This is a genomic window from Bradyrhizobium sp. ORS 111, from assembly GCF_045571485.1.
Classification (GTDB): Bacteria; Pseudomonadota; Alphaproteobacteria; order Rhizobiales; family Xanthobacteraceae; genus Bradyrhizobium.
Map to the genome: position 1 here is coordinate 3,064,145 of NZ_CP120701.1, position 20,902 is coordinate 3,085,046.

The following is a 20,902-nucleotide window of genomic DNA, read 5'->3' on the forward strand; positions in this document are numbered from 1 at the left end:
GCGCTTATAGCAGTATGTCGAGCCGCTGTCCGGCATGGCTGGCGACCGTTTCGGGGCAAGGCTGCGATGGCGGCCGAACTCCGGTCATCGCCGGCTAATCGACGTGCCGATGGTCAAAGGGGGTTAGCTATGGGACATGCTCGTTCGGCGAGCAATGCCCTTGTGGTTTGGCGGCTCACCAGTAGCATTGCGGAGCTCGCACTCTTCCGGAAGGCCTACAAATTTGAGCTCGGATGTGAAATTCCCTGTTTCGCGCAGTTTGACAACCGAGCGCCTGTATCTTCGTCGAGCCGGAGCTGACGATGCGCGGGCGGTGAATGCCGCCGTCGTTGCGAGCTGGACCGAACTGTCACGTTGGATGGATTGGGCGCAAGGAGCACAGCCCACCATCGAAGAGACCATGGAGCGGATCGACCGGAACGAGACCGCCTTCGAGGATCGCTCCGATTTTACTTTTTCGCTTTTTGACAAGCGCACCAACACTTTCATCGGGAATTGCTCGCTGTTCCGGTTTGACTGGACGGTGCCACGAGGCGAGATCGGCTACTGGTGTGCCACCAATAAGGTCGGGCACGGCTACATCACTGAAGCTGTATTGGCACTGACCGAGCTTGCTTGGTCTCTAGGTCTTGTGCGGGTCGAAATCCGCTGTGATGCCAAGAACCTGCGATCGCGGGCGGTGGCAGAGCGGGCTGGCTTCGCCTTGGAGGGCGTTCTCAAGAACGATTGCCGTACTCCGCAGGGAGCTCTTCGAGACAGTTGTGTCTTCGCCCGACTTCCTCGCAACGGGTGAGGCATGGTACGCTGCATGTTTTGGGTAGTCGGCTTGCGGGAGGAGAATGCGCGTGAAAGAACTCGCTGGAAAGACCGCGTTCGTAACCGGTGCAGCGTCGGGCATTGGACTGGGGATCGCGACCGCTTTGGCCCAGGCGGGCGCGAAAGTCATGCTTTGCGATATTGAAGAAGAGGCTCTGTCTGCGGCGCTCAAGCAACTGAGGCTCACCAACGTCGATGTCGACGGCGTGAAAGCAGACGTTTCACTCAAAGCCGAACTCGCTGCGGCGGCAGAAGCCACGACTGCGCGTTACGGCAAGGTGCATATCCTCGTCAACAACGCGGGCGTCAGTGGCGGTGGGCCCTATGGCACCTGGACCGAAGCGTCATGGAATTGGACCCTAAGCGTCAACCTGATGGCGACCATTTGGGGGATCGAGATTTTCGGGCCGTTGATAGAGCAGCATGGCGAGGGCGGACACATCGTCTCCACAGCCTCGATCGCTGGCCTTATTTCAGGGACGAGCACGGCATACAACGTTTCGAAGTATGGCGTTGTCGCGCTGTCCGAGGGCCTGCGGCGCGAACTCGAGCCCCGCGGGATTGGCGTATCGGTGCTGTGCCCCGGGTTCATCCGCACTCAAATCGTGAACTCAAGGCGCAACCTCCCCAAGCGCTTCGAGGGGGCGGTCCGTGCCTTGCCGACTTCGGGCCCAGTTGCCGAGCAGATCAATCTGATCCGGGAACGCGTCTCTCAGGGCATCGATCCCATCTATGTCGGTGAACTCGTCCGCGAAGGCGTCGAAAAGAACTGGCCCTATATCTTCACCGACCTCGAATTTGAGCCGATGATCGAAGCGCGCTTCGCCGCAATCAAGCAAGGCTTCGACAATATCCGCGGGCGCGACCCAAAACGATGAGTGCAGGCCAGCCTGATCGTTGGTTTTGTGTGGCCGTGGCGCCGAGCCGATTTTGCCGGCAGCCACGCCATGTTTGCTCTGGATCAATGCGGTCAACGACGCTCGAATTGAGTGATGTCCGCTCCACCCCCCGACGAGATGACGGACCGAGGGTCAAACTGAGAGTCAGCTACGGGCCATAAGCGGAAGTTCTCGCCTATCGTCGTAACGACGGCAGGATACTCAAAAACTTAGCTTGCCAGTGAACTATTCCGGTAATCCGGCTGCGTCGCAGGCCTTCCGCATATCTCGCAAGATCCTCGGGCCGCCGCATTGGCACGTTGATCCGACAACTCGGACAAATCACGTCGCGAGAAGGCGGAATCATGTTTGCCGTCATCGGCAGCCCGCGGCCGCAGTAGCGCTTAGGATTTGGGATTTCGCGCTTCCATCGGAGCGGAGTCCTTGATCGGTTCGTAATTTTCGACGACGCAGTTGTCATCGGCGTCCACGAGCCGGCGATCCTGGATTGTGCCGCCATCGATGAAGATGCGGTAGGTCTGGGTGCCGAGCGGCTTGCCGATCACCGAGGTCAGCTCGGCGCGCACGCAGGCGGTCCAGCCGGGACCGCGCGGATCGTGCAGCGGCGCCGAGACCCGGACATGGGTCGGCTGCGAGCCTGCGGCGAACACCGAATCGAGCTTCGCGCCGACCAGTTGCTTGATGTCCGGCGGTGCTTCGAGCGGCGGCGGATCGGAGGCCTTCGCCTTCAAGAAATCGGGCCACACCGCGTGGCTGTCCGCCAGTCCGCAGCCGCTCAAGATCAAGGCGGCGCCGGCCAGCAGCGCCGCAATGGAAAGTCGTCCCTGTCCCATGCAAGTCACTTAATGTGCGGCTGCCCAGATTGCGCCCCCCTGAAGGCCTGAATCGTGCCACAAGGCGCGCTTTGTCGATCAACAAATGTCGATGGGCAAGCTATTCTTGCGGTCCCGGTGTTGCCGGATGTTTCTGCGGCGGAGGGGGAGGGGTTGACATGAAGAGTTTCACGATGGCTGCCGTCATTGTTGCGCTGATCGCGACGCCCGCGTTGGCGCAGGGCCGGCGGGGACAGCAGCCGGACAAGGCGACCGAAAAGAAGCCGCAGATTGACGAGAAGGCCTACAAGGCCGCGCTCGATCGGATTCCCGAGCCCAAGGAGAAATACGATCCGTGGGGGATCACCAAGCCGGCCGATGCAAGCAAGAAGCCGAAGTGATTCCGTTCCGGCTCCGCCGTCGGCCTCTGGGTGCGATGCGATCGCTGTTTCGCCTGCTTGCAGCGCTGCTGCTGCTCGTTGCGCCACCCGCGCTGGGCTGGGAGCATTGGGGCGGCGACGCCGGCGGCACGCGGTTCTCGCCGCTGGCGCAGGTCACGCCTGACAATGTCGGCGGCCTCGTGCGCGCCTGGGAGTTTCGCACCGGCGATCTCGAGACCCGGCCGCGCGATGTCATGAAGCGCACCAAGTTCGAGGCGACGCCGCTGTTCGTCGAGGACAGCGTGATCTTCTGCACGCCGTTCAACGAAGTGATTGCGCTCGATCCCGGCACCGGGGCGCAGAAATGGCGCTTCGATCCCAAGATCAGCATCGCGCAGCGGCCGGCCAACCGTTTCGTCTGCCGCGGCGTCGCTTATTGGATCGACGACCGTGCACCTGAGGGCGCGGCCTGCCGGTCGCGGATCTTCACCGGCACCAACGACGTGCGCCTGATCGCGCTCGACGCCAGGACCGGCAAGCCGTGCGCCGATTTCGGGAACGGCGGCGCGATTGCCATTGACGCCGGGATGACGCTGCAATGGCCCGGCGAATTCCAGATCACGTCGGCCCCAGTGACCGGGCGCGGTGTGGTCGTGGTGGGATCGGCGATCGCGGACAACCGAAGGGTCGATGCGCCGGTCGGCGCGGTGCGTGCCTATGACGCGCGCACCGGACGGCCGCGCTGGAGCTTTGATCCGCTGGTGCATGACGGGATTGCCGCCGGCCACAGCAATGTCTGGGCGCCGATGTCGGTGGACGAGGCGCGCGGCCTCGTCTTCCTGCCGACGACGTCGCCCAGTCCCGATTTCTGGGGCGGCAAGCGTCCGGGCAACGACGAGCACGCCGACTCGGTGGTGGCGCTGAAGATCGAGACCGGTGAGCTGGCATGGGCGTTCCAAACCGTTCATCACGACGTCTGGGACTACGACCTGCCGGCGCAGCCGACGCTGGCGCGGATCGACACCGGCGAGGTGATGCGCGATGTCGTGATCGAGCCGACCAAGCAGGGCTTTGTGTTCGTGCTCGACCGCGACACCGGCAAGCCGGTCTGGCCGGTCGAGGAGCGCGCGGTGCCGCAAGGCGGCGCGGAGGGCGAGCGGCTGTCGCCGACGCAGCCGTTTCCGACCCACGTGCCGCCGCTGCTGTCTCAGCACATCTCCGCCGCCGATGCCTTCAGCCTGGTGCCGGGTGTTGGCGGCGCCTGCGAGAAGCTGCTCGCCGAATCTCGCAACGAGGGCCTCTACACCCCGCCATCGACGCAAGGCACCGTGGTCTATCCGATGACCGGCGGCGGCGTGAACTGGGGCGGCGCGGCGTTCGATCCCATCCATCAAATTCTGTACGCCAACACCAGCCATGCGGTGCAAATCGTCAAGCTGATCCCGCGCGAAGAGGCCAAGGGCTTCAATCCGCCGCCGGGCCATGACTTCGGCCGGCAGGAAGGGACGCCGTTTGCAATGTCGCGGGCGGTTGCGATGTCGCCGCTCGGCCTGCTCTGCAACAAGCCGCCATGGGGCGAGATGGTGGCGGTCGACCTCAAGGCCGGCAAGATCCTGTGGCACTCGACGGTCGGCACCAGCGAGGATCTCGCGCCGCTCGGCCTCGCATTCCACTGGGGCACGCCGCTGGTGAGCGGTGTCGTGATCACCGGGGGTGGGCTGGTCTTCACCGGCGCGATGGACGCCTATCTGCGCGCGTTCGATGCGAGGTCAGGCGAGGAGCTGTGGCAGGGCCGTCTTCCGGTGCCCGGTGTCGCCAATCCCATGACCTACCTTTGGAAGGGCGAGCAATATGTCGCGATCGGCGCCGGCGGCCATTCCGAAGGCGGCACCTCGATCGGCGACAGCGTGGTGGCGTTCCGTCTGCCGCGCCAGGGCGAAGGGCCTTCGCTGTGGTCGCGGATGATCGATCGCCCGGGCGGGCGATTTGCGGCGAATGCGGCCGCGGCTGTTGTCGTGCTGATCGTACTCGTCACGCTGCTGTGGCGCTGGCGGCGAAGGCGTCGCGCAAGCGCCGCGCAGCCGAGGTCGGGCGCATGACCTCGCGCGCCGCTCTGCTAGCCCGGCAGCATCGCGAATGCGCTTGACACCATGGCCACCGGCTTGTTGTCGGTGGCCGAGAGCAGCGTGACGCGGCCGAAGCTCATGGTGCGGCCGAGCCTGACCACGCGCGCGTCGGCGAGCACGTCGGACGCGGTCACCGCGCGCATGAAATGGGTGGTCTGGTCGACCGTCGTCATCGGGCGGTAGGCCTTGTTGGCGGCGAGGTTGGCCAGCACCATCGCGGTGTCGGCAAACGCCATCAGCGCCTGACCGCAGACGATGCCGCCGCTGCGGCACAGCCGTTCGGAGAACGGCATGCGCAGCACCGCGCCGGGCTGCCAGTCGGCGGCATTGGCCGAAGGCGGCGCGAAGTCGAATTGCTCGATCGACAGGTTGAGATCCTGCACCCACGGCGCAAACACGTCGCCGAGCACGCGCCGCGCATCGTCGATCCCGAACTCTCCGGCTTGCTGCTGCATGATGATCCGTTTCCTCTCCCGAATGATTGTCTCGTTCTAGTCGCGCGTCACATGCACGCGCGGGGTCTCGCCGCGATTCCACTTGCCGTCGATCGCCCGTTCGATCTGGGCGGCGAGCTGCAACAACAGCCCGTCATTGGCCTGCTTCGCGATCGCCTGGATACCGAGCGGCAGGCCATGCTCGTTGGTGGCGAGCGGCAGCGAGATCGCGGGGATGCCGCAGAGATTGGCGAGCGGCGTGAAGGCGAAGTTGCGCCAGAGATTGCCGAACCAGTCCAGCACCGACGGATTGTTGCTGATCGTGAGATATTCGGTCGTACCGATTTTGGGCGTCGGTAGTGCCGTGACCGGCGTCAGGATGATGTCCCAATCCTCGAAGAACGCGCCGAAGCCGCGCGACGTCGTGTTGAAGACGGCTTGCATCCGGGCGCGATCGGCAAAACTGGTGTGCCGGCCGTGCTCCCAGATCCGGATGTTGATCGGCTCGATCAGATCAGCCGGCGGCCGCTGCAGGCCGCGCGCAGCGAGCATGTTGCTGATCACGACGGCGAAATTACTGATGTAGCAGGTCGTCTGCGCGGCGAAGGCCTCCCGGTAATCGACCGACGGCAAGGCGTGGTCGACGTGATGGCCGAGGCCTTCGAGAAAGCGTCCGACCCGCTCGAGCTCGGCCGTGATATGCGGCGTGGCGCGAAAGTCGCCCCATTGGTGCGACAGCGCGATCTTGAGCCGTGCCGGATCGCGGGTGATGGTGGTGGTGTAGGGTTCGGGCGGTGTCCAGAACGGCATGAACTCGCCCGGGCTAGGGCCGCGGCAGGCATCGACAAAGGCCGCGGTGTCGCGCACCGAGCGCGACTGGCAGCCCTGGATCGAGACCAGCCCGGAGAGATCGGACAGATGCGGCGCCAGCGAGAACACGCCGCGCGAGACCTTCAGGCCGATATTGCCGTTCACGCCGGCCGGAATCCGGATCGATCCGCCGCCGTCGGTCGCATGCGCGATCGGGACGGCGCCGGCGGCGACCATCGCCGCGCTGCCGGCCGACGAGCCGCAGGTGGTGTAATCGGTGTTCCAGGGATTGCGCGTGACATAGACCGCGGGGTTCTCGGCCGAGCTGCACACGCCGAACTCCGGCGTGGTGGTGCGGCCGATCAGGTTGAGGCCGGCCTCGCGCAGCTTCGACGTCAGGAAGGTGTCCTCTGTGGCGCGATTGCCGCGCATCATCAGCGAGCCCATTTCCTGCAGGCGGCCCTTCAGCGTCGGGCCGAGATCCTTCATCAGGAAGGGCAGGCCGGCGAACGGGCCATCGAGATCGGTGCCGTCGCGCGCGGGATCGGCGATCGCGTCCTCGAACAGCTCGACCACGCCGTTGAGCGCGGGATCGACCTTGGCGACGGCGGCGGCAGCCTGGGCGGCCAATTCGCGGGGCGACAGCGCGCCTGTCCTGACGCAGGCCGCGAGCGCCGTTCCGTCGTGCTGCGCCCATTCGTCCCAGCTCATCGCCAAAGTCATGCTGTCGATTCCTTATTCTACTTTGTTTCGCACTGTAAATTGAGCGTGCGCTGGGTCAAACCGTCCGTCCGGTGTGGCGGCGGCGCAGGGCAGGGCGCGACGTCCCGTGGCTTGAAAATGCCCCAGTTTTGAGGCCTATTGCTGCCGTCAGGGGATGGGGCCGCTCATGTTCCGCAGATTGGTGATGCTTGGCAGCGTGATTGCGATCGGGCTTGCGCTTAACGGCTGCACCAAGTGCGGACCGATCTGGGATGACTGGGCGCAGTCACCGAAATCCTGCAAGTCGGACAATCTCTAAGCTCGTGAGAGGTCCGCCGCAGGCGCGCTTGGCGGCGCCTTTTTCGCGGTGATATACCGCTGGCGACAATGCGAGGGAGCGTTCTTATGCGAGTTTTGTGCGCGGTTGCGGTCGCGGTGCTGCTGTCGGCGCCGGCCTATGCGCAGATGCCGAACATCAACCTGATGCCTGAGCTCAAGAGCAAGACCCAGGAAGAGAAGGACCAGGACGCGGTCAACGAGAAGGCCTACAGGGACTCGCTCAGCAAGATTCCAGACGCCAAGACGTCATCCGATCCGTGGGGTGCGGTGCGCAGCGATGCACCCAAGGCGGCCGCCCATCCCGCCAAGCCGAAGGCCAAGACCGGCAGCGCGGCGCAGCGCAGCCAGTAGCCTACGACCCCTCTACCGCAATCGTCTCGCGGACTCGGATTCCATCGGCGCCGTCCTTATATTGGGAGGGTCGTTAGATGGTTCGGAGTTACGACGATGGCTTTTCGCCCGCGCGATCTCGCCAGCCGAATGGCCGAACGGCGGAAGGCGCATGACGGCTATGTGCGCGAGACCTTCACCCTGCCACGCGATGAGGCTCGGTTGCGGGCGCGCGACTTCCTCGCGCGCTACCCGAAGGCCGCCTATATGAGCGCCGTCGAAAGCTGGCGTGAACTGCCCGGTGGCGACATCGAGTTCACGATGCGGCGGCTTGCGAGCGCGGACTAGGACGTTCTCAAGCGATGTGGACGCCGGTTGGTGCGAACACGCGTCGAGACAGGAATCTGCAGCTTCGGCAGCGATTCACCGAGAATCGAAAATGTGCGGGCGCCCTGGATCGCTAGCTCCGAAGATGCCGTGACAATCATGGTTCAATCCGCATTGTCGCGTCCGCGCGGCGGCTGATCCTGCCCGGCCTTCTTCAGCTCGCGATCAATCCGCAACTGCACGCGGCGGATCGCCAATAAGTCCAGATTTGTCTCGGTCCTGCCGGTGAAGATCCGGTCGCCGAGCTGGAATCGCCATGTCCAGACGCCGGCCGCGACCTCGGTGACGCTGAATTCGATGCCCTTGTGGATCATTGATGAGCTCTGCGGAAATCGAAGGCGTGATAAACTAAAAGTTGTATCAATAAACAAAGCTCTTTAAGCGGCAGTGAGATGTCGTCCCCAAGTCGTATTTGGTTTCTTGTTGCGGAGGAAGATCGACGGAACCGGCGCGCTCGCCCGAAGGCTACGGACTTTTTTCGGCACTCAGGAGAGTACCAAGGTAGTACGTGCAAATACGGTTCAGGTGCTTCGATCAGAGGTCCGAGGAGGGGCGAATAGCTCCCCTAAACGTCTCATTCAAATAATGGAAGGCAGGCCCGATTTGTGGCAAGAAACTTTCTTCCTGGGAGAACAACGGGCCGCGATGTCGTCCTCCTGCCGGCTGATGCGCTGCCCGCGGTGTGGGAGCTTTGTGCCGCCGCCACATGCGCCGGGACAACTGCGCGCCTCGCGAAACGCAACGCCGCCCGCTTGAAATGCATGCGAGCGGCGTCGGCTCTAGCCCCAGGAAGGTTGCTGCAAAATCCTGGCCCACATGGGTCTGTACGAACCGCTATAAAGGTTCATGTGTTTGGACTCCGTATGATTGCGGGGGTCGAAGGGCCCGGTCGCGGCCTTCACATGCTCGCCGAATGTTCAGGTCGGTCTTGGAACCTTGTTCACGGCCGGAGAACTACGGAAGCAGCCCTTACTCTTTTGTCCATTCGAACCGTTGATCCCAGGCGGCTCGGCTGCCGGGCGCGATGCGGACGCTTTTCGCCACATAAAAATTAGTCTGCCTGGAACCCGCATTGATATCTCGGTAGTCCTACTGAGATCGCAGTCTAAGCAATTAAGACCATTGGCAGAATCGCCTCGGCCGCCGCAGCTAGAACGGGCCTGCACCCGCGCACCGGAAAGAACATATTGCGAACATAGAACAAACGTGGTACGAAACCATCAACAACGCGTTCTGTCTGATCTCGTCGCCCGTTTGTCCCGCTAGCGAATCCCCGCCATAAGGAGCACATCCCAAATGTCCGCCACTGCACTGCGTATCGTCGAAGGATCCTCCATGGACAAGTCCAAGGCCCTCTCAGCCGCGCTCTCCCAGATCGAGCGCCAGTTCGGCAAGGGCTCGGTGATGAAGCTCGGCAAGAACGACCGCTCGATGGATGTCGAGACGGTGTCGTCTGGGTCGCTCGGGCTCGATATCGCGCTCGGCGTGGGCGGTTTGCCGAAGGGCCGCATCGTCGAGATCTACGGGCCGGAATCATCGGGCAAGACCACGCTGGCGCTGCATACGGTAGCGGAAGGCCAGAAGAAGGGCGGCATCTGCGCCTTCATCGACGCCGAACACGCGCTCGATCCGGTCTATGCGCGCAAGCTTGGCGTCAACATCGACGAGCTCCTGATCTCGCAGCCGGACACCGGTGAGCAGGCGCTGGAGATCGCCGACACGTTGGTACGCTCCGGTGCGGTCGACGTGCTGGTGATCGATTCAGTCGCGGCCCTGGTGCCGAAGGCCGAGCTCGAGGGCGAGATGGGCGATGCGCTGCCGGGCCTGCAGGCCCGTCTGATGAGCCAGGCGCTGCGCAAGCTCACCGCCTCGATCAACAAGTCCAATACCATGGTGATCTTCATCAACCAGATCCGCATGAAGATCGGTGTGATGTACGGCTCGCCCGAGACCACCACGGGCGGCAATGCGCTGAAGTTTTACGCCTCGGTCCGCCTCGACATCCGCCGCATTGGCGCGATCAAGGAGCGCGACGAGGTCGTCGGCAACACCACCCGCGTCAAGGTGGTGAAGAACAAGCTGGCGCCGCCCTTCAAGCAGGTCGAGTTCGACATCATGTACGGCGAGGGCGTCTCCAAGATGGGCGAGATCCTCGACCTCGGCGTCAAGGCCGGCCTCGTCGAGAAATCCGGCGCCTGGTTCTCCTATGACAGCCAGCGGCTCGGGCAAGGACGCGAGAACGCCAAGGCCTTCCTGCGCTCCAACCCGGACATCACCGCCAAGATCGAAACCGCAATCCGTCAGAACTCCGGCCTGATCGCCGAGCAGATCCTCGCCGGCACGCCCGAGCGCGACGCCGACGGCGAAGAGCCGGGAGAGTAAGCGGCAAAGACTGGAATGATTTCGCTGCAAGCGGGCGCTGAGGACGTTGAGTTGCCGACGTCTTCGGTGCCCGTTTCGTTTTGTGCTGAGTGAATGGCCGATGAAGCGCTTGATCATGACCAGTTCGTCCGGCAGCAGCCTCATTCGTTCGGGGCTTGCCGAGGTCGGCATTATATCTTTCTTTCGGTTCGTTGGCGGGCCGCTGCCGTCACCGAAAGAGCTTGAGGTCTACTTCGGATTGCGCTCGGACCAGGATCCGGTCGAACATTGGTCGCACTGGAGCCTGCGGGGCCGGTGGCCTCAGGAAGCCAAGTCGCGTCGGGATCTCGCATTGATCGAGTTTTGCGACCCTTACGAGACGATCGAGCTTTGGTTCGATCCGGATCCAAACGATCAACTGCAACTGATTTGGTTGCTCGACCATTTCCGGGCTTATCCAGCGACGGCGGCCAAGCTGAAATTACGCTTGGTCGCTTTCGGCCTGATGACGACGCACGAGACATGGGGTGAGTGGGACAAGGTGCCGCTTGTCAACGTCCGACCAGCGGACATCGAGACGGCAAGCATGTGCTGGCAGGCGTACCGGACGACAACTCCGGAGGCCTGTTTCGATGTGGTGCATCGCGACCTGAGTGCGTTTCCTTTGCTGAGGCCGGCGCTGCTGGATCTGCTCCAAGAGCTGCCGTGGAGCACATCTGGACTTGGCGCGACCGAGATGCGGCTGCTTGAGCTGATCGCGGCAGGTCTTACGCGCACAAATGCGTTGTTCTATCTTCGTGGCTTTCGCCAGCGCGGCGTGCTCACTGACATGGAGGTCGGCACGCTGCTCCAAGGTCTCGCGCACGGACCTCAGCCGGCGATAGCAGGGCTCGACGATGAGCTGCGCGTCATCGCCCCGGAGAATTTGCGAAATCGGATGGAGGCCTACCGGCGAAGCCGATTGTCGCTGACAGAATTTGGCAAGGCTGTCCTCGCTCACGAGGAAGACTTCAGCAGTTACAACCCGATCGATCGTTGGTGGGGCGGCACCCACCTCACCAACGACAACCTGTGGCGCTGGAGCCCGGCCTTGACGAAGACCTAGCACGTCACGGAGCTTCAAGGATGACAAGTCTGATTCTGACGACGAGCGATCCTGCAGGCACTCTGCTCCGGCAGGCGGGACGGGCTGATATCGTCATCGGATTCAAGCCTCGCTTCGTTTGGGGACGGTTGCCATCTCAGGCCGAGCTTGAGACGTCACTGCAAGCGCGTTCGGCCGAACATCACGAGGTCGGTGCGCACTGGCTCGACTTCACCAGTGCGAAATATGTCGCAGCGGTGGGCGGCAAGAACCTCGGCCTGCTCGAACTCTGCGAACGCTGTGACAGCATCGAGCTGTGGGCTGATCCTGGGGCGAACGACCAGCTTGTCCTGATCTGGCTGCTCGACGTCCTGCGTCCGCACCAAAACATTCTGTCGAAGGTGGCGCTGGTCCAGACCGACGCCGACGTGGCAAGCCACGGTGGCGTGAATCTGGCGCAATGGCGATTGCCAAAGCTTGCGGTCACGGACGATCGTCTGAGGCTAGCCAGCCGTGCCTGGAATGCCTATTGCGCGTCCACACCGGAGTCTTGTTTCGACCTGCTGATGGAGGATTTGACGGCGTTGCCGCGGCTGCGACCGGCGCTCATTGCGCTCCTCGAAGAGCTTCCTCACCAGATAACCGGCCTCGGCGCGACCGAGTACCGGATGCTCGAGCTCTTGTCCGAGGGGTGGGAGGTGCCGGCTCGACTTGTCTCCGATGTCTGCGACGAGCGCGGAGTTTTTGATTCTCAGGAAGCCGAATCGATCCTGGATCGTCTGGCGTACTGCCGGACGCCGGTTGTCGCGGGCTTTCCACCGGAAATGGAAAGGCCTGGCGATGCGAAGGCTCGCTGGGAGTGCTTCCTGCAGAGTCGTCTGACGATGACCGACTTCGGCGAAGAGGTGCTGAAGCACGCGTTGGATTTCAGCCAGTACAACCCCGTCAATCGCTGGTGGGGCGGTACGGAGTTGACCAACGAGCGGCTGTGGCGCTGGGTAGCCGCACTCTGGTCGCACCGTAATGCTTGTTTGCACGACGCCGGCAGGCGTTGCTCGTCCCTATGCCAGCGTCTTCTCCCGGCTTGCAACCAGCGCCCGCAGATCCTCCGTCACCGCGACCGATTGATGGGTCTTCTGGTCGGTCGCAACCCAGACGATCTCGCCGGTGGCGCGAAGATCGTCCGAGCCCTTGGCGAAGATTGCGAGTGCAAGATTGATCGAGGAGCGGCCGATCCGCGCGACTCGCACGCAGACGTCGATGTCCTCGTCGAACCGGATCGGTGCCTTGTACTCGACCACGGAGCGCACCGTGTGAAAATCGATGCCGGTCCTCGCCACCTCACCGAGGTAATCGTAGCCGAGCGCGCGAAAATATTCGGTGATGGCGGTGTCGAAGTAGGTCAGATAGTGGGCATTGAACACCACGGCCTGCGCGTCGACCTCGGAATAGCGGACGCGAAACGGGAAATGAAACCAGAATTGCTCGCGCATGAAGCCTCCTTCCTTGCGCCGGACCGTTCCGTCATTCCGGGGGGCGACCAAGTCGAACCCGGAATCCAGAAGTCGTGGATGCAGATTCCGGATTCTCGCGTCGCGAGCTCCGAAATGACACCGAGTGAATCACGCGTCAGAGACGCAACAGTTCTAGACCGTAGGATGGGTAGAGCCAACGGGTCCGCGCAGCGCGCGGCCCCGTTGGCTCTACCCATCCTACAACAGCCGCCCCTTATTCAGCGGCCTGCGCGTAATCCTCGACCGGCGGGCACGAGCACACCAGATTGCGATCGCCGTAGACGTTGTCGACGCGGCCGACCGGGCTCCAGTATTTGTCGGATCGCGATACTCCGTCTGGGAAGCAGCCCTCGGCGCGGGCGTAGGCCCTGTTCCAGGCATCGTCCGCGATGTCGTGGACGGTGTGGGGTGCGTTACGCAACGGCGAGGCTTCGACCTTGAAGCGCCCATTCTCGATCTCGGCGATCTCGTTGCGGATCGCGATCATGGCGTCGCAGAAGCGATCGATCTCGATCTTCGACTCCGATTCCGTCGGCTCGATCATCAGCGTGCCCGCGACCGGGAAGCTCATGGTCGGCGCATGGAAGCCGTAGTCGATCAGCCGCTTGGCGATGTCGTCGACGGTGACGCCGGCGCTCGTCTTCAGCGGCCGCGGGTCGACGATGCACTCATGCGCGACGCGGCCGCGCGCATTGCGATACAGCACCGGGAAGTGGGGCTGCAGCCGTGCGGCAATGTAGTTCGCGTTGAGGATCGCGATCTCGGTCGCCCGCGTCAGGCCTTCGCCGCCCATCATCAGGATGTAGATGTAGGAGATCGTCAGGATCGACGCCGAGCCGAACGGCGCGGCCGAGACCGGGCCAACCGGATGCGTTACGGCGCCATCGGTCGCGGGGTGACCGGGCAGATAGGACGCCAGATGCGCCTTCACGCCGATCGGGCCCATGCCGGGCCCGCCGCCGCCATGCGGGATGCAGAAGGTCTTGTGCAGGTTGAGATGGCTGACATCGGCGCCGTAATCGCCGGGCCGGGAGAGCCCGACCTGCGCGTTCATGTTGGCGCCGTCGAGATAGACTTGTCCGCCATGCGCGTGAACGATGTCGCAGATCTCGCTGATATGCTCCTCGAACACGCCATGGGTCGAGGGATAGGTGATCATCACAGCGGCAAGGTTGTTCGCGTGCTTCTCGGCCTTGGCGCGGAGGTCGTTGACATCGACGTCGCCGCGCGCATCGCACGCGACCACCACGACATCCATGCCGACCATCGCCGCCGACGCCGGATTGGTGCCGTGCGCCGAGGAGGGGATCAGGCAGACCTTGCGGTGCGGCTCACCGCGAGCGAGGTGATAACCCCGGATTGCGAGAAGTCCGGCATATTCACCCTGCGCGCCGGAGTTCGGCTGCAGCGAGACCGCATCATAGCCCGTGATGTCGCACAGCCACTTTTCCAGCCGCTTGAACAGCGCGTGATAGCCCTTGGCCTGGTCCGCCGGCGCGAACGGATGCAGATTGCCGAATGCCGGCCAGGTCAGCGGGATCATCTCCGTGGTGGCGTTGAGCTTCATCGTGCACGAGCCGAGCGGGATCATCGCGCGATCCAGCGCGAGGTCACGGTCGGCAAGCTTGCGCATATAGCGCAAGAGCTCGGTCTCCGAGCGATGGGTGTTGAACACCGGATGGGTGAGGAAGGCACTGGTGCGCTTCAGATCCTTCGGCAGCGCCTCGCGCGCGCCGGCCTCGATATCGGCATAGTTGAGCTTGCCGCCGAACACGCGCCACACGGCTTCGACGGTCTCGGGCGTCGTGGTTTCGTCGACGGCGATGCCGAGCGTGGTCTCGCCGATGCGCAGATTGATCCGCTCCGCGAGCGCGCGGGCGACCAGCTCGCTCTGCTTCGCGCCGACCTCAACGGTAAGGGTATCGAAGAACGCCTCGCTATCCGGCGCGAAGCCGAGCTTGCGCAGGCCCGCGGCGAGCACCGTGGCGCGGCGATGCACCGACCGCGCGATGTGCATCAGGCCTTCGGGGCCGTGATAGACCGCATACATCGAGGCGATGACCGCAAGCAGCACCTGCGCGGTGCAGATGTTGGAGGTCGCCTTCTCGCGGCGGATGTGCTGCTCGCGGGTCTGCAGCGCGAGCCGGTAGGCAGGCAATCCGCGCGAATCCACCGACAGGCCGACGATGCGGCCGGGCAGTGAGCGCTTCAGCGTATCACGCACCGCCATGTAGGCGGCGTGCGGCCCGCCATAGCCCATCGGCACGCCGAAGCGCTGCGCCGAGCCGACCGCGATGTCGGCGCCGAGTTCGCCGGGCGAGGCGAGCAAGCTCAGCGACAGCAGGTCGGCTGCGATGATCGAGAGCGCGCCCTTCGCGCGCAGCGATGCGATCGCGGGCCTGAGGTCGCGCACTGCACCCGACGTGCCGGGATATTGCAGCAGCGCGCCGATGACGTCGGCCTTGTCGAGCTCGGTCAGGGGATCGCCGACGATCAGGGCCCAGCCCAACGGGGCGGCGCGCGTGCGCATCACCGCTAGCGTCTGCGGATGCACATCCTTGTCGACGAAGAAGGCCTTCGCCTTCACCTGCGAGTGGCGCTCGGCGAGCGCCATCGCTTCCGCCGCCGCGGTCGCTTCGTCGAGCAGCGAGGCGTTGGCGACATCGAGCCCGGTAAGATCGCAGACCATGGTCTGGAAGTTGAACAACGCTTCGAGCCGGCCCTGACTGATCTCCGGCTGATACGGCGTGTACGCCGTATACCAGGCCGGATTCTCCAGGATGTTGCGCTGGATCACGGTGGGCAGAATGGTGCCGGAATAGCCTTGGCCGATCAGCGAGGTGAAGGTCTGGTTCTGCGCGGCGAGCTCGCTCATATGCGCCAGCGCCTCGGGCTCGCTCAGCGCACGCCCGAGATTGAGCGGCGCCTTTTGCCGGATCGACGGCGGCAGCGTCTCGCTCATCAGCGCTTGCAGGCTCTGGGCGCCGACCGTTTCCAGCATCGCGTCGATATCGCGGGGCAATGGGCCGATGTGACGGCGCACGAAATCGGTGGCGGCTTCGTTGCTCGGCTTGAAGGGCGCGTTCATGGGCTGATCCTCATTATTCGCCGTCATACCCCGCGAAAGCGGGGTATCCAGTACGCCGGGACATCAGTGATGAAGCTGAAGCGCTGCGGCGTACTGGGTCGCCCGGTCCAGTGCGCAATTGCGCACAAGGCCGGGCGACGACAGCGAGTGTGCGGTTGAAAAATCGGTTCATTCACTCATTCACTCAGGCGGTGTGCGCGGCGTAGGCGGCCTCGTCCATCAGGCCGTCGAGCTCGCTCTTGTCGGCAATCTTCAGCTTGAAGAACCAGGCCTTGCCGCCGGCGTCCGAGTTGACCAGCGCGGGGTCGGCTGCGAGCGCCTCGTTGACCTCGACGACCTCGCCGGTGATCGGCGCGTAGACGTCGGATGCGGCCTTGACCGATTCGACGACGGCGGCGGCCTCGGCCTTCTTCAGGCTGCGGCCGACCTTGGGCAGTTCGACGAACACAACGTCGCCGAGCTGCGATTGCGCATAGTCGGTGATGCCGACGGTGGCGACGTCGCCCTCGATGCGGAGCCACTCGTGATCGGAGGTGTAGAGCGTCGTCATGGATGTCCTCTAGCGTTTATAGGTGTTGGGGACGAAGGGCGTTGCGGCGACCTTGAGCGGCAGCCGCTGGCCGCGCACTTCGGCGAAAACGGTGGTGCCGATGGCGGAAAGGGCGGTGGGCAGGTAGCCCATCGCAACGGGCGCATTGAGACTCGGGCCGAAGCCGCCCGAGGTCACCTTGCCGATGGGCTCGCCTGAGCCGGCGTCGCCAAACAGTACAGCGCCCTCGCGCACCGGCGCGCGGCCGTCCGGCTTGAGGCCGACGCGGCGACGCGATGCGCCCTGCGCGAACTGCGCGAGGACCTTGTCCGCGCCCGGAAAGCCGCCGGCGCGGGCGCCGCCGCTTCGGCGAACCTTCTGCACCGACCATTCCAGTGCGCCCTCGACCGGCGTCGTCGTGGTATCGATGTCATGACCATAGAGGCAGAGCCCGGCCTCGAGCCGCAAACTGTCGCGCGCCCCGAGCCCGATCGGCAGCACCTCGGGATTGTCGAGCAGCGCGGCGACCAGCGCCTCGGCCTTGTCGGCGGGCACGGAGATCTCAAAGCCGTCTTCGCCGGTGTAGCCGGAGCGTGAGACAAAGCAGTCGATATCACTGACGCGACGCGGTCCGGCGTCCATGAACTTCATCGAGCCGACATCCGCGCAAAACTTCGCCAGCGCCGATTCGGCGTTCGGGCCCTGCAGCGCGATCAGCGCGCGATCGGCGAGCGAGATGATCTCGCAGCTATCGGAAAGGTGTGCGCGGAGATGCGCCTCGTCCTCGGTCTTGCACGCGGCGTTGACCACCAGGAACAGATGATCGCCGAAATTCGCGACCATGAGGTCGTCGAGCAGGCCGCCGTCATCGTTGGTGAACTGCGCGTAGCGCTGCCGTCCGGGCGCAATGCCCAGGATGTCCTGCGGCACCAGCTTCTCCAGCGCCAGCGCCGCGTCGGCAACCTTGCCGGATTTGGGCTTCAGTGCGAGCTGGCCCATATGGGAGACGTCGAACAGGCCCGCCTGGCTGCGGGTGTGCAGGTGTTCTTTCAGGACGCCGGCCGCGTATTGCACCGGCATGTCGTAACCAGCGAACGGCACCATCTTGGCCCCACGCGCGAGGTGCAGCGCGTGCAACGGGGTCTGCTTCAGCGGGGAATGATCGGTTGCAAGCATCACAGGGCCCTTGCGGTTCCCGCCGGGGACCCATTCCCCTTGAGAAACCTGCAGAAAGCCCCATCTGTCGCTTTGCCTGAGAGTATTATCCCGTCGGCGGACGCATCGGGGCCAAGCCCGTCAACGCCTCTTTCCAGATGTCAGACGTCACGCGGTCCTTTTGCCTGAGAGTTTCCGGGGCGGTTGCTCCTTCGGCGCCGGCAAGGCCGGTCTCTCCCGACGTGACTTAACAATAGGTAGGACAGAACCACGCCTTCGCCAAGGCTGTCAACGCGGCCCAAGCTGCTATCAACGGGCTTTGTGCTCCTGCGGCAAGCCCATGATCCGCCTGCACAGTTTCTGGACACCGCGGCTGGCAATGTCTAAAAGCGTTCGGCCGGAAATTGACGTTATTTTGCGCCTGGCCGGCCCATTTTCCGATTGGATGAACATGAGCAGCGTCAACGACATCAGGGCGACATTTCTGAATTTCTTCAAGGAGAACGGTCACGAGATCGTGGCGTCGTCGCCGCTGGTTCCGCGCAACGACCCGACCTTGATGTTCACCAATGCCGGCATGGTGCAGTTCAAGAACGTCTTCACCGGTGTCGAGAAGCGGTCCTACCAGCGCGCCACAACCTCGCAGAAATGCGTGCGCGCCGGCGGCAAGCACAACGACCTCGACAACGTCGGCTACACCGCGCGCCATCTGACCTTCTTCGAGATGCTCGGCAACTTCTCGTTCGGCGACTACTTCAAGGAGCGCGCGATCGAGCTTGCCTGGAACTTGATCACTAAGGAGTTCGGGCTGAAGAAGGACAAGCTGCTCGTTACCGTCTATCACACCGACGACGAGGCGGCAGGCCATTGGAAGAAGATTGCAGGCTTCTCGGATGACCGCATCATTCGCATCGCGACCTCGGATAATTTCTGGGCGATGGGCGATACCGGCCCGTGCGGTCCGTGCTCGGAGATCTTCATCGATCGCGGTGAGCACATCTGGGGCGGGCCTCCCGGCAGCCCGGAGGAGGACGGCGATCGCTTCCTCGAGTTCTGGAACCTGGTCTTCATGCAGTATGAGCAGGTGACGAAGGAGGAGCGCGTGGCGCTGCCGCGTCCCTCGATCGACACCGGCATGGGGCTGGAGCGCATGGCCTGCATCCTGCAGGGCGTCGACAGCGTGTTCGAGACCGACCTGTTCCGCCATCTGATCGATGCCACCGCGTCCGCGCTCGGGCATGGACCGACCGAGCAGACCGTCGCCTCGTACCGGGTGATCGCTGACCATCTGCGTTCGTCGGCGTTCCTGGTCGCCGACGGCGTGCTGCCGTCGAACGAGGGCCGCGGCTATGTGCTGCGCCGGATCATGCGCCGCGCGATGCGGCATGCGCAGCTCTTGGGCGCGCAGGAGCCGCTGATGCATCGTCTGGTGTGGGCCTTGGTCCGCGAGATGGGCCAGGCCTATCCGGACTTGGTGCGCGCGGAGAGCCTGATCGAAGAGACGCTGCGGCTTGAAGAGACTCGCTTCCGCAAGACGCTGGCGCGGGGACTCTCGATCCTCGACGAGAAGAGCGCGGGGCTGAAGAAGGGGGACATGTTCGATGGCGATACCGCCTTCACCCTCTACGACACCTATGGTTTCCCGCTGGATCTGACGCAGGACGCGCTGAAGTCGCGCGGCATCAGCGTCGACCAGGCGGCGTTCGACGATGCGATGAACCGGCAGCGCGAGAAGGCACGCGCCTCCTGGGCTGGCTCGGGCGAGGCGGCGACCGAGAGCGTTTGGTTTCCGCTGCGCGAGAGGCTCGGCGCGACCGAATTCCTCGGCTACGAGACCGAGAGCGCGGAGGGCGCGGTGATCGCGCTCATCAAGGATGGCACCGAGGTCGACAGCCTCAAGGCGGGCGAGGCCGGCGCGATCGTGCTGAACCAGACCCCGTTCTACGCGGAGTCCGGCGGTCAGGTCGGCGACATCGGCGTGCTGAGCGGCGAGGGCGTCACCTTCCGCGTCACCGACACGCAGAAGAAGGCCGGCGATCTGTTCGTGCATCTCGGCACAGTGGAGCAGGGCACGCTGAACGTCGGCGCTGCGCTGCAGCTCGAGGTCGACCACACCAGGCGTTCGGCGATCCGCGCCAACCACTCGGCGACACATCTGTTGCACGAGGCGCTGCGCCAGGTGCTCGGCGACCACATCGCCCAGCGCGGCTCGCTGGTTGCGCCCGACCGGCTGCGCTTCGATTTCGTGCATCCGAAGCCGATCACGGCGGAGGAACTTGCGCGTGTCGAGGACATCGCCAACGACGTCGTGCTGGAGAATGACGAGGTCATCACCCGCATCATGGCCGTCGATGACGCGCGCGAGGCCGGCGCCCGCGCGCTGTTCGGCGAGAAGTATGGCGACGAGGTCCGTGTCGTCTCGATGGGCAAGAGCGCCCGCGAGCATGGCCAGAACGCGCTCGGCTGGTCGGTCGAGCTCTGCGGCGGCACCCATGTGCGTCGTACCGGCGACATCGGCCTGATCTCGGTGACCAGCGAGAGCGCGGTCGCCTCGGGCGTGCGTCGCATCGAGGCATTGACTGGCCGCCACGCGCGCAGGCACGCCAACGACACCATCGCGCTGGCCAAGACCGCCGCGCTCGAACTGCGCACCACCATCGAGGACGTGCCGGCGCGCATTGCGGCGCTGATGGAGGAGCGCAAGAAGCTCGAGCGCGACCTGTCCGACGCGCGCAAGAAGCTCGCGATGGGCGGCGGCACGGCGTCGAACGGCGCGGCCGCCGGCGTCCGCGAGGTCGGCAACGTCAAGCTGCTGGCGCGCGCGATCGAGGGCGTTGAGACCAAGGATCTCAAGAGCCTCGTCGACGACGGCAAGAAGCAGATCGGCTCCGGCGTGGTTGCGATCGTCGGCGTCACCGAGGACGGCAAGGCCGGTATCGTGGTCGGCGTCACCGCCGATCTCACCTCGCGCTTCAACGCGGTCGAGCTGGTGCGCAAGGGCTCCGAAGCCCTCGGCGGCAAGGGCGGCGGCGGCCGGCCCGACATGGCGCAGGCCGGCGGTCCCGACGGCGCCAAGGCGAACGCTGCGCTGACCGCGATCGAGCAGGCGATGGCCGGCGCCTGACGGGCCCGGCCG

Annotated in this window: 19 protein-coding genes and 1 riboswitch; of the genes, 10 read left to right on the forward strand and 9 right to left on the reverse strand. The window is 64.3% G+C overall.

Annotated elements, in window-relative coordinates; genetic code table 11:
* Positions 1-235: 235 nt before the first annotated feature.
* Both P6U30_RS13975 and P6U30_RS13980 read left to right on the forward strand, forming a co-directional pair.
* Entirely contained in the window at positions 236-793 is a 558-nt protein-coding gene (locus P6U30_RS13975; RefSeq protein WP_407169577.1) for a GNAT family N-acetyltransferase, read from the forward strand.
* 46 nt (positions 794-839) lie between these two features.
* Positions 840-1,694 carry an SDR family NAD(P)-dependent oxidoreductase gene (locus P6U30_RS13980; RefSeq protein ID WP_407169578.1) on the forward strand — a complete coding sequence of 285 codons (855 nt, stop codon included), beginning with the start codon at positions 840-842 and terminating at the stop codon, positions 1,692-1,694.
* A gap of 404 nt (positions 1,695-2,098) precedes the next feature.
* Here the strand turns inward: P6U30_RS13980 and P6U30_RS13985 are convergent, their stop codons facing one another.
* The gene (locus P6U30_RS13985) at positions 2,099-2,548 is read right to left on the reverse strand and encodes a hypothetical protein (RefSeq protein ID WP_407169579.1); all 450 of its coding nucleotides are present in this window, start codon (positions 2,546-2,548) and stop codon (positions 2,099-2,101) included.
* Between the two features lie 158 nt (positions 2,549-2,706).
* Between P6U30_RS13985 and P6U30_RS13990 the strand changes: the two genes are divergently transcribed.
* Both P6U30_RS13990 and P6U30_RS13995 read left to right on the forward strand, forming a co-directional pair.
* Complete coding sequence (locus P6U30_RS13990) at positions 2,707-2,928, forward strand: hypothetical protein (RefSeq protein ID WP_407169580.1); 222 nt, start codon at positions 2,707-2,709, stop codon at positions 2,926-2,928.
* 35 nt (positions 2,929-2,963) lie between these two features.
* Positions 2,964-5,006, forward strand: a complete 2,043-nt coding sequence (locus P6U30_RS13995; protein WP_407169581.1) for a pyrroloquinoline quinone-dependent dehydrogenase — start codon at positions 2,964-2,966, stop codon at positions 5,004-5,006.
* Between the two features lie 17 nt (positions 5,007-5,023).
* Here P6U30_RS13995 and P6U30_RS14000 read toward each other — a convergent pair whose 3' ends face one another.
* Entirely contained in the window at positions 5,024-5,488 is a 465-nt protein-coding gene (locus P6U30_RS14000) for a PaaI family thioesterase (RefSeq protein ID WP_407169582.1), read from the reverse strand.
* A gap of 36 nt (positions 5,489-5,524) precedes the next feature.
* Positions 5,525-7,000, reverse strand: coding sequence for an amidase (locus P6U30_RS14005; protein ID WP_407169583.1), 1,476 nt, complete (start codon positions 6,998-7,000; stop codon positions 5,525-5,527).
* 166 nt (positions 7,001-7,166) lie between these two features.
* Here P6U30_RS14005 and P6U30_RS14010 point away from each other — a divergent pair, with 166 nt between their 5' ends.
* The 3 genes from P6U30_RS14010 (at position 7,167) to P6U30_RS14020 (ending at position 7,996) form a co-directional block, all read left to right on the forward strand.
* Positions 7,167-7,298, forward strand: coding sequence for a peptidylprolyl isomerase (locus tag P6U30_RS14010; RefSeq protein WP_407151631.1), 132 nt, complete (start codon positions 7,167-7,169; stop codon positions 7,296-7,298).
* An 86-nt stretch (positions 7,299-7,384) separates the two neighbouring features.
* Positions 7,385-7,669 carry a hypothetical protein gene (locus P6U30_RS14015; protein WP_407169584.1) on the forward strand — a complete coding sequence of 95 codons (285 nt, stop codon included), beginning with the start codon at positions 7,385-7,387 and terminating at the stop codon, positions 7,667-7,669.
* A 96-nt stretch (positions 7,670-7,765) separates the two neighbouring features.
* Positions 7,766-7,996, forward strand: coding sequence for a hypothetical protein (locus P6U30_RS14020; protein ID WP_407151633.1), 231 nt, complete (start codon positions 7,766-7,768; stop codon positions 7,994-7,996).
* Between the two features lie 143 nt (positions 7,997-8,139).
* Here P6U30_RS14020 and P6U30_RS14025 read toward each other — a convergent pair whose 3' ends face one another.
* The gene (locus tag P6U30_RS14025; RefSeq protein WP_407169585.1) at positions 8,140-8,349 is read right to left on the reverse strand and encodes a hypothetical protein; all 210 of its coding nucleotides are present in this window, start codon (positions 8,347-8,349) and stop codon (positions 8,140-8,142) included.
* Between the two features lie 982 nt (positions 8,350-9,331).
* Here P6U30_RS14025 and recA point away from each other — a divergent pair.
* Both recA and P6U30_RS14035 read left to right on the forward strand, forming a co-directional pair.
* Positions 9,332-10,417: a recombinase RecA gene (gene recA / locus P6U30_RS14030; RefSeq protein ID WP_280977055.1), complete on the forward strand. Its 1,086-nt coding sequence runs from the start codon at positions 9,332-9,334 to the stop codon at positions 10,415-10,417.
* 100 nt (positions 10,418-10,517) lie between these two features.
* Positions 10,518-11,501 (forward strand): hypothetical protein, encoded by a 984-nt coding sequence (locus P6U30_RS14035; protein ID WP_407169586.1) that lies wholly within the window; start codon positions 10,518-10,520, stop codon positions 11,499-11,501.
* Between the two features lie 155 nt (positions 11,502-11,656).
* Here the strand turns inward: P6U30_RS14035 and P6U30_RS14040 are convergent, their stop codons facing one another.
* From P6U30_RS14040 to gcvT, 5 genes are all read right to left on the reverse strand, one after another.
* Positions 11,657-11,941: a hypothetical protein gene (locus P6U30_RS14040; RefSeq protein WP_407169587.1), complete on the reverse strand. Its 285-nt coding sequence runs from the start codon at positions 11,939-11,941 to the stop codon at positions 11,657-11,659.
* 600 nt (positions 11,942-12,541) lie between these two features.
* Positions 12,542-12,973, reverse strand: coding sequence for an acyl-CoA thioesterase (locus tag P6U30_RS14045; protein ID WP_407169588.1), 432 nt, complete (start codon positions 12,971-12,973; stop codon positions 12,542-12,544).
* 235 nt (positions 12,974-13,208) lie between these two features.
* A complete protein-coding gene (gcvP, locus tag P6U30_RS14050; RefSeq protein WP_407169589.1) occupies positions 13,209-16,082 on the reverse strand; it encodes an aminomethyl-transferring glycine dehydrogenase in 2,874 nt (957 codons plus the stop codon).
* A 184-nt stretch (positions 16,083-16,266) separates the two neighbouring features.
* Positions 16,267-16,632 carry a glycine cleavage system protein GcvH gene (gcvH, locus tag P6U30_RS14055; RefSeq protein WP_407151639.1) on the reverse strand — a complete coding sequence of 122 codons (366 nt, stop codon included), beginning with the start codon at positions 16,630-16,632 and terminating at the stop codon, positions 16,267-16,269.
* 9 nt (positions 16,633-16,641) lie between these two features.
* Positions 16,642-17,787, reverse strand: a complete 1,146-nt coding sequence (gene gcvT / locus P6U30_RS14060; protein WP_407169590.1) for a glycine cleavage system aminomethyltransferase GcvT — start codon at positions 17,785-17,787, stop codon at positions 16,642-16,644.
* Between the two features lie 142 nt (positions 17,788-17,929).
* A riboswitch (glycine riboswitch) is annotated at positions 17,930-18,017 on the reverse strand.
* Between the two features lie 200 nt (positions 18,018-18,217).
* Between gcvT and alaS the strand changes: the two genes are divergently transcribed.
* A complete protein-coding gene (alaS, locus tag P6U30_RS14065; RefSeq protein WP_407169591.1) occupies positions 18,218-20,890 on the forward strand; it encodes an alanine--tRNA ligase in 2,673 nt (890 codons plus the stop codon).
* The last annotated feature ends 12 nt before the right edge of the window (positions 20,891-20,902 follow it).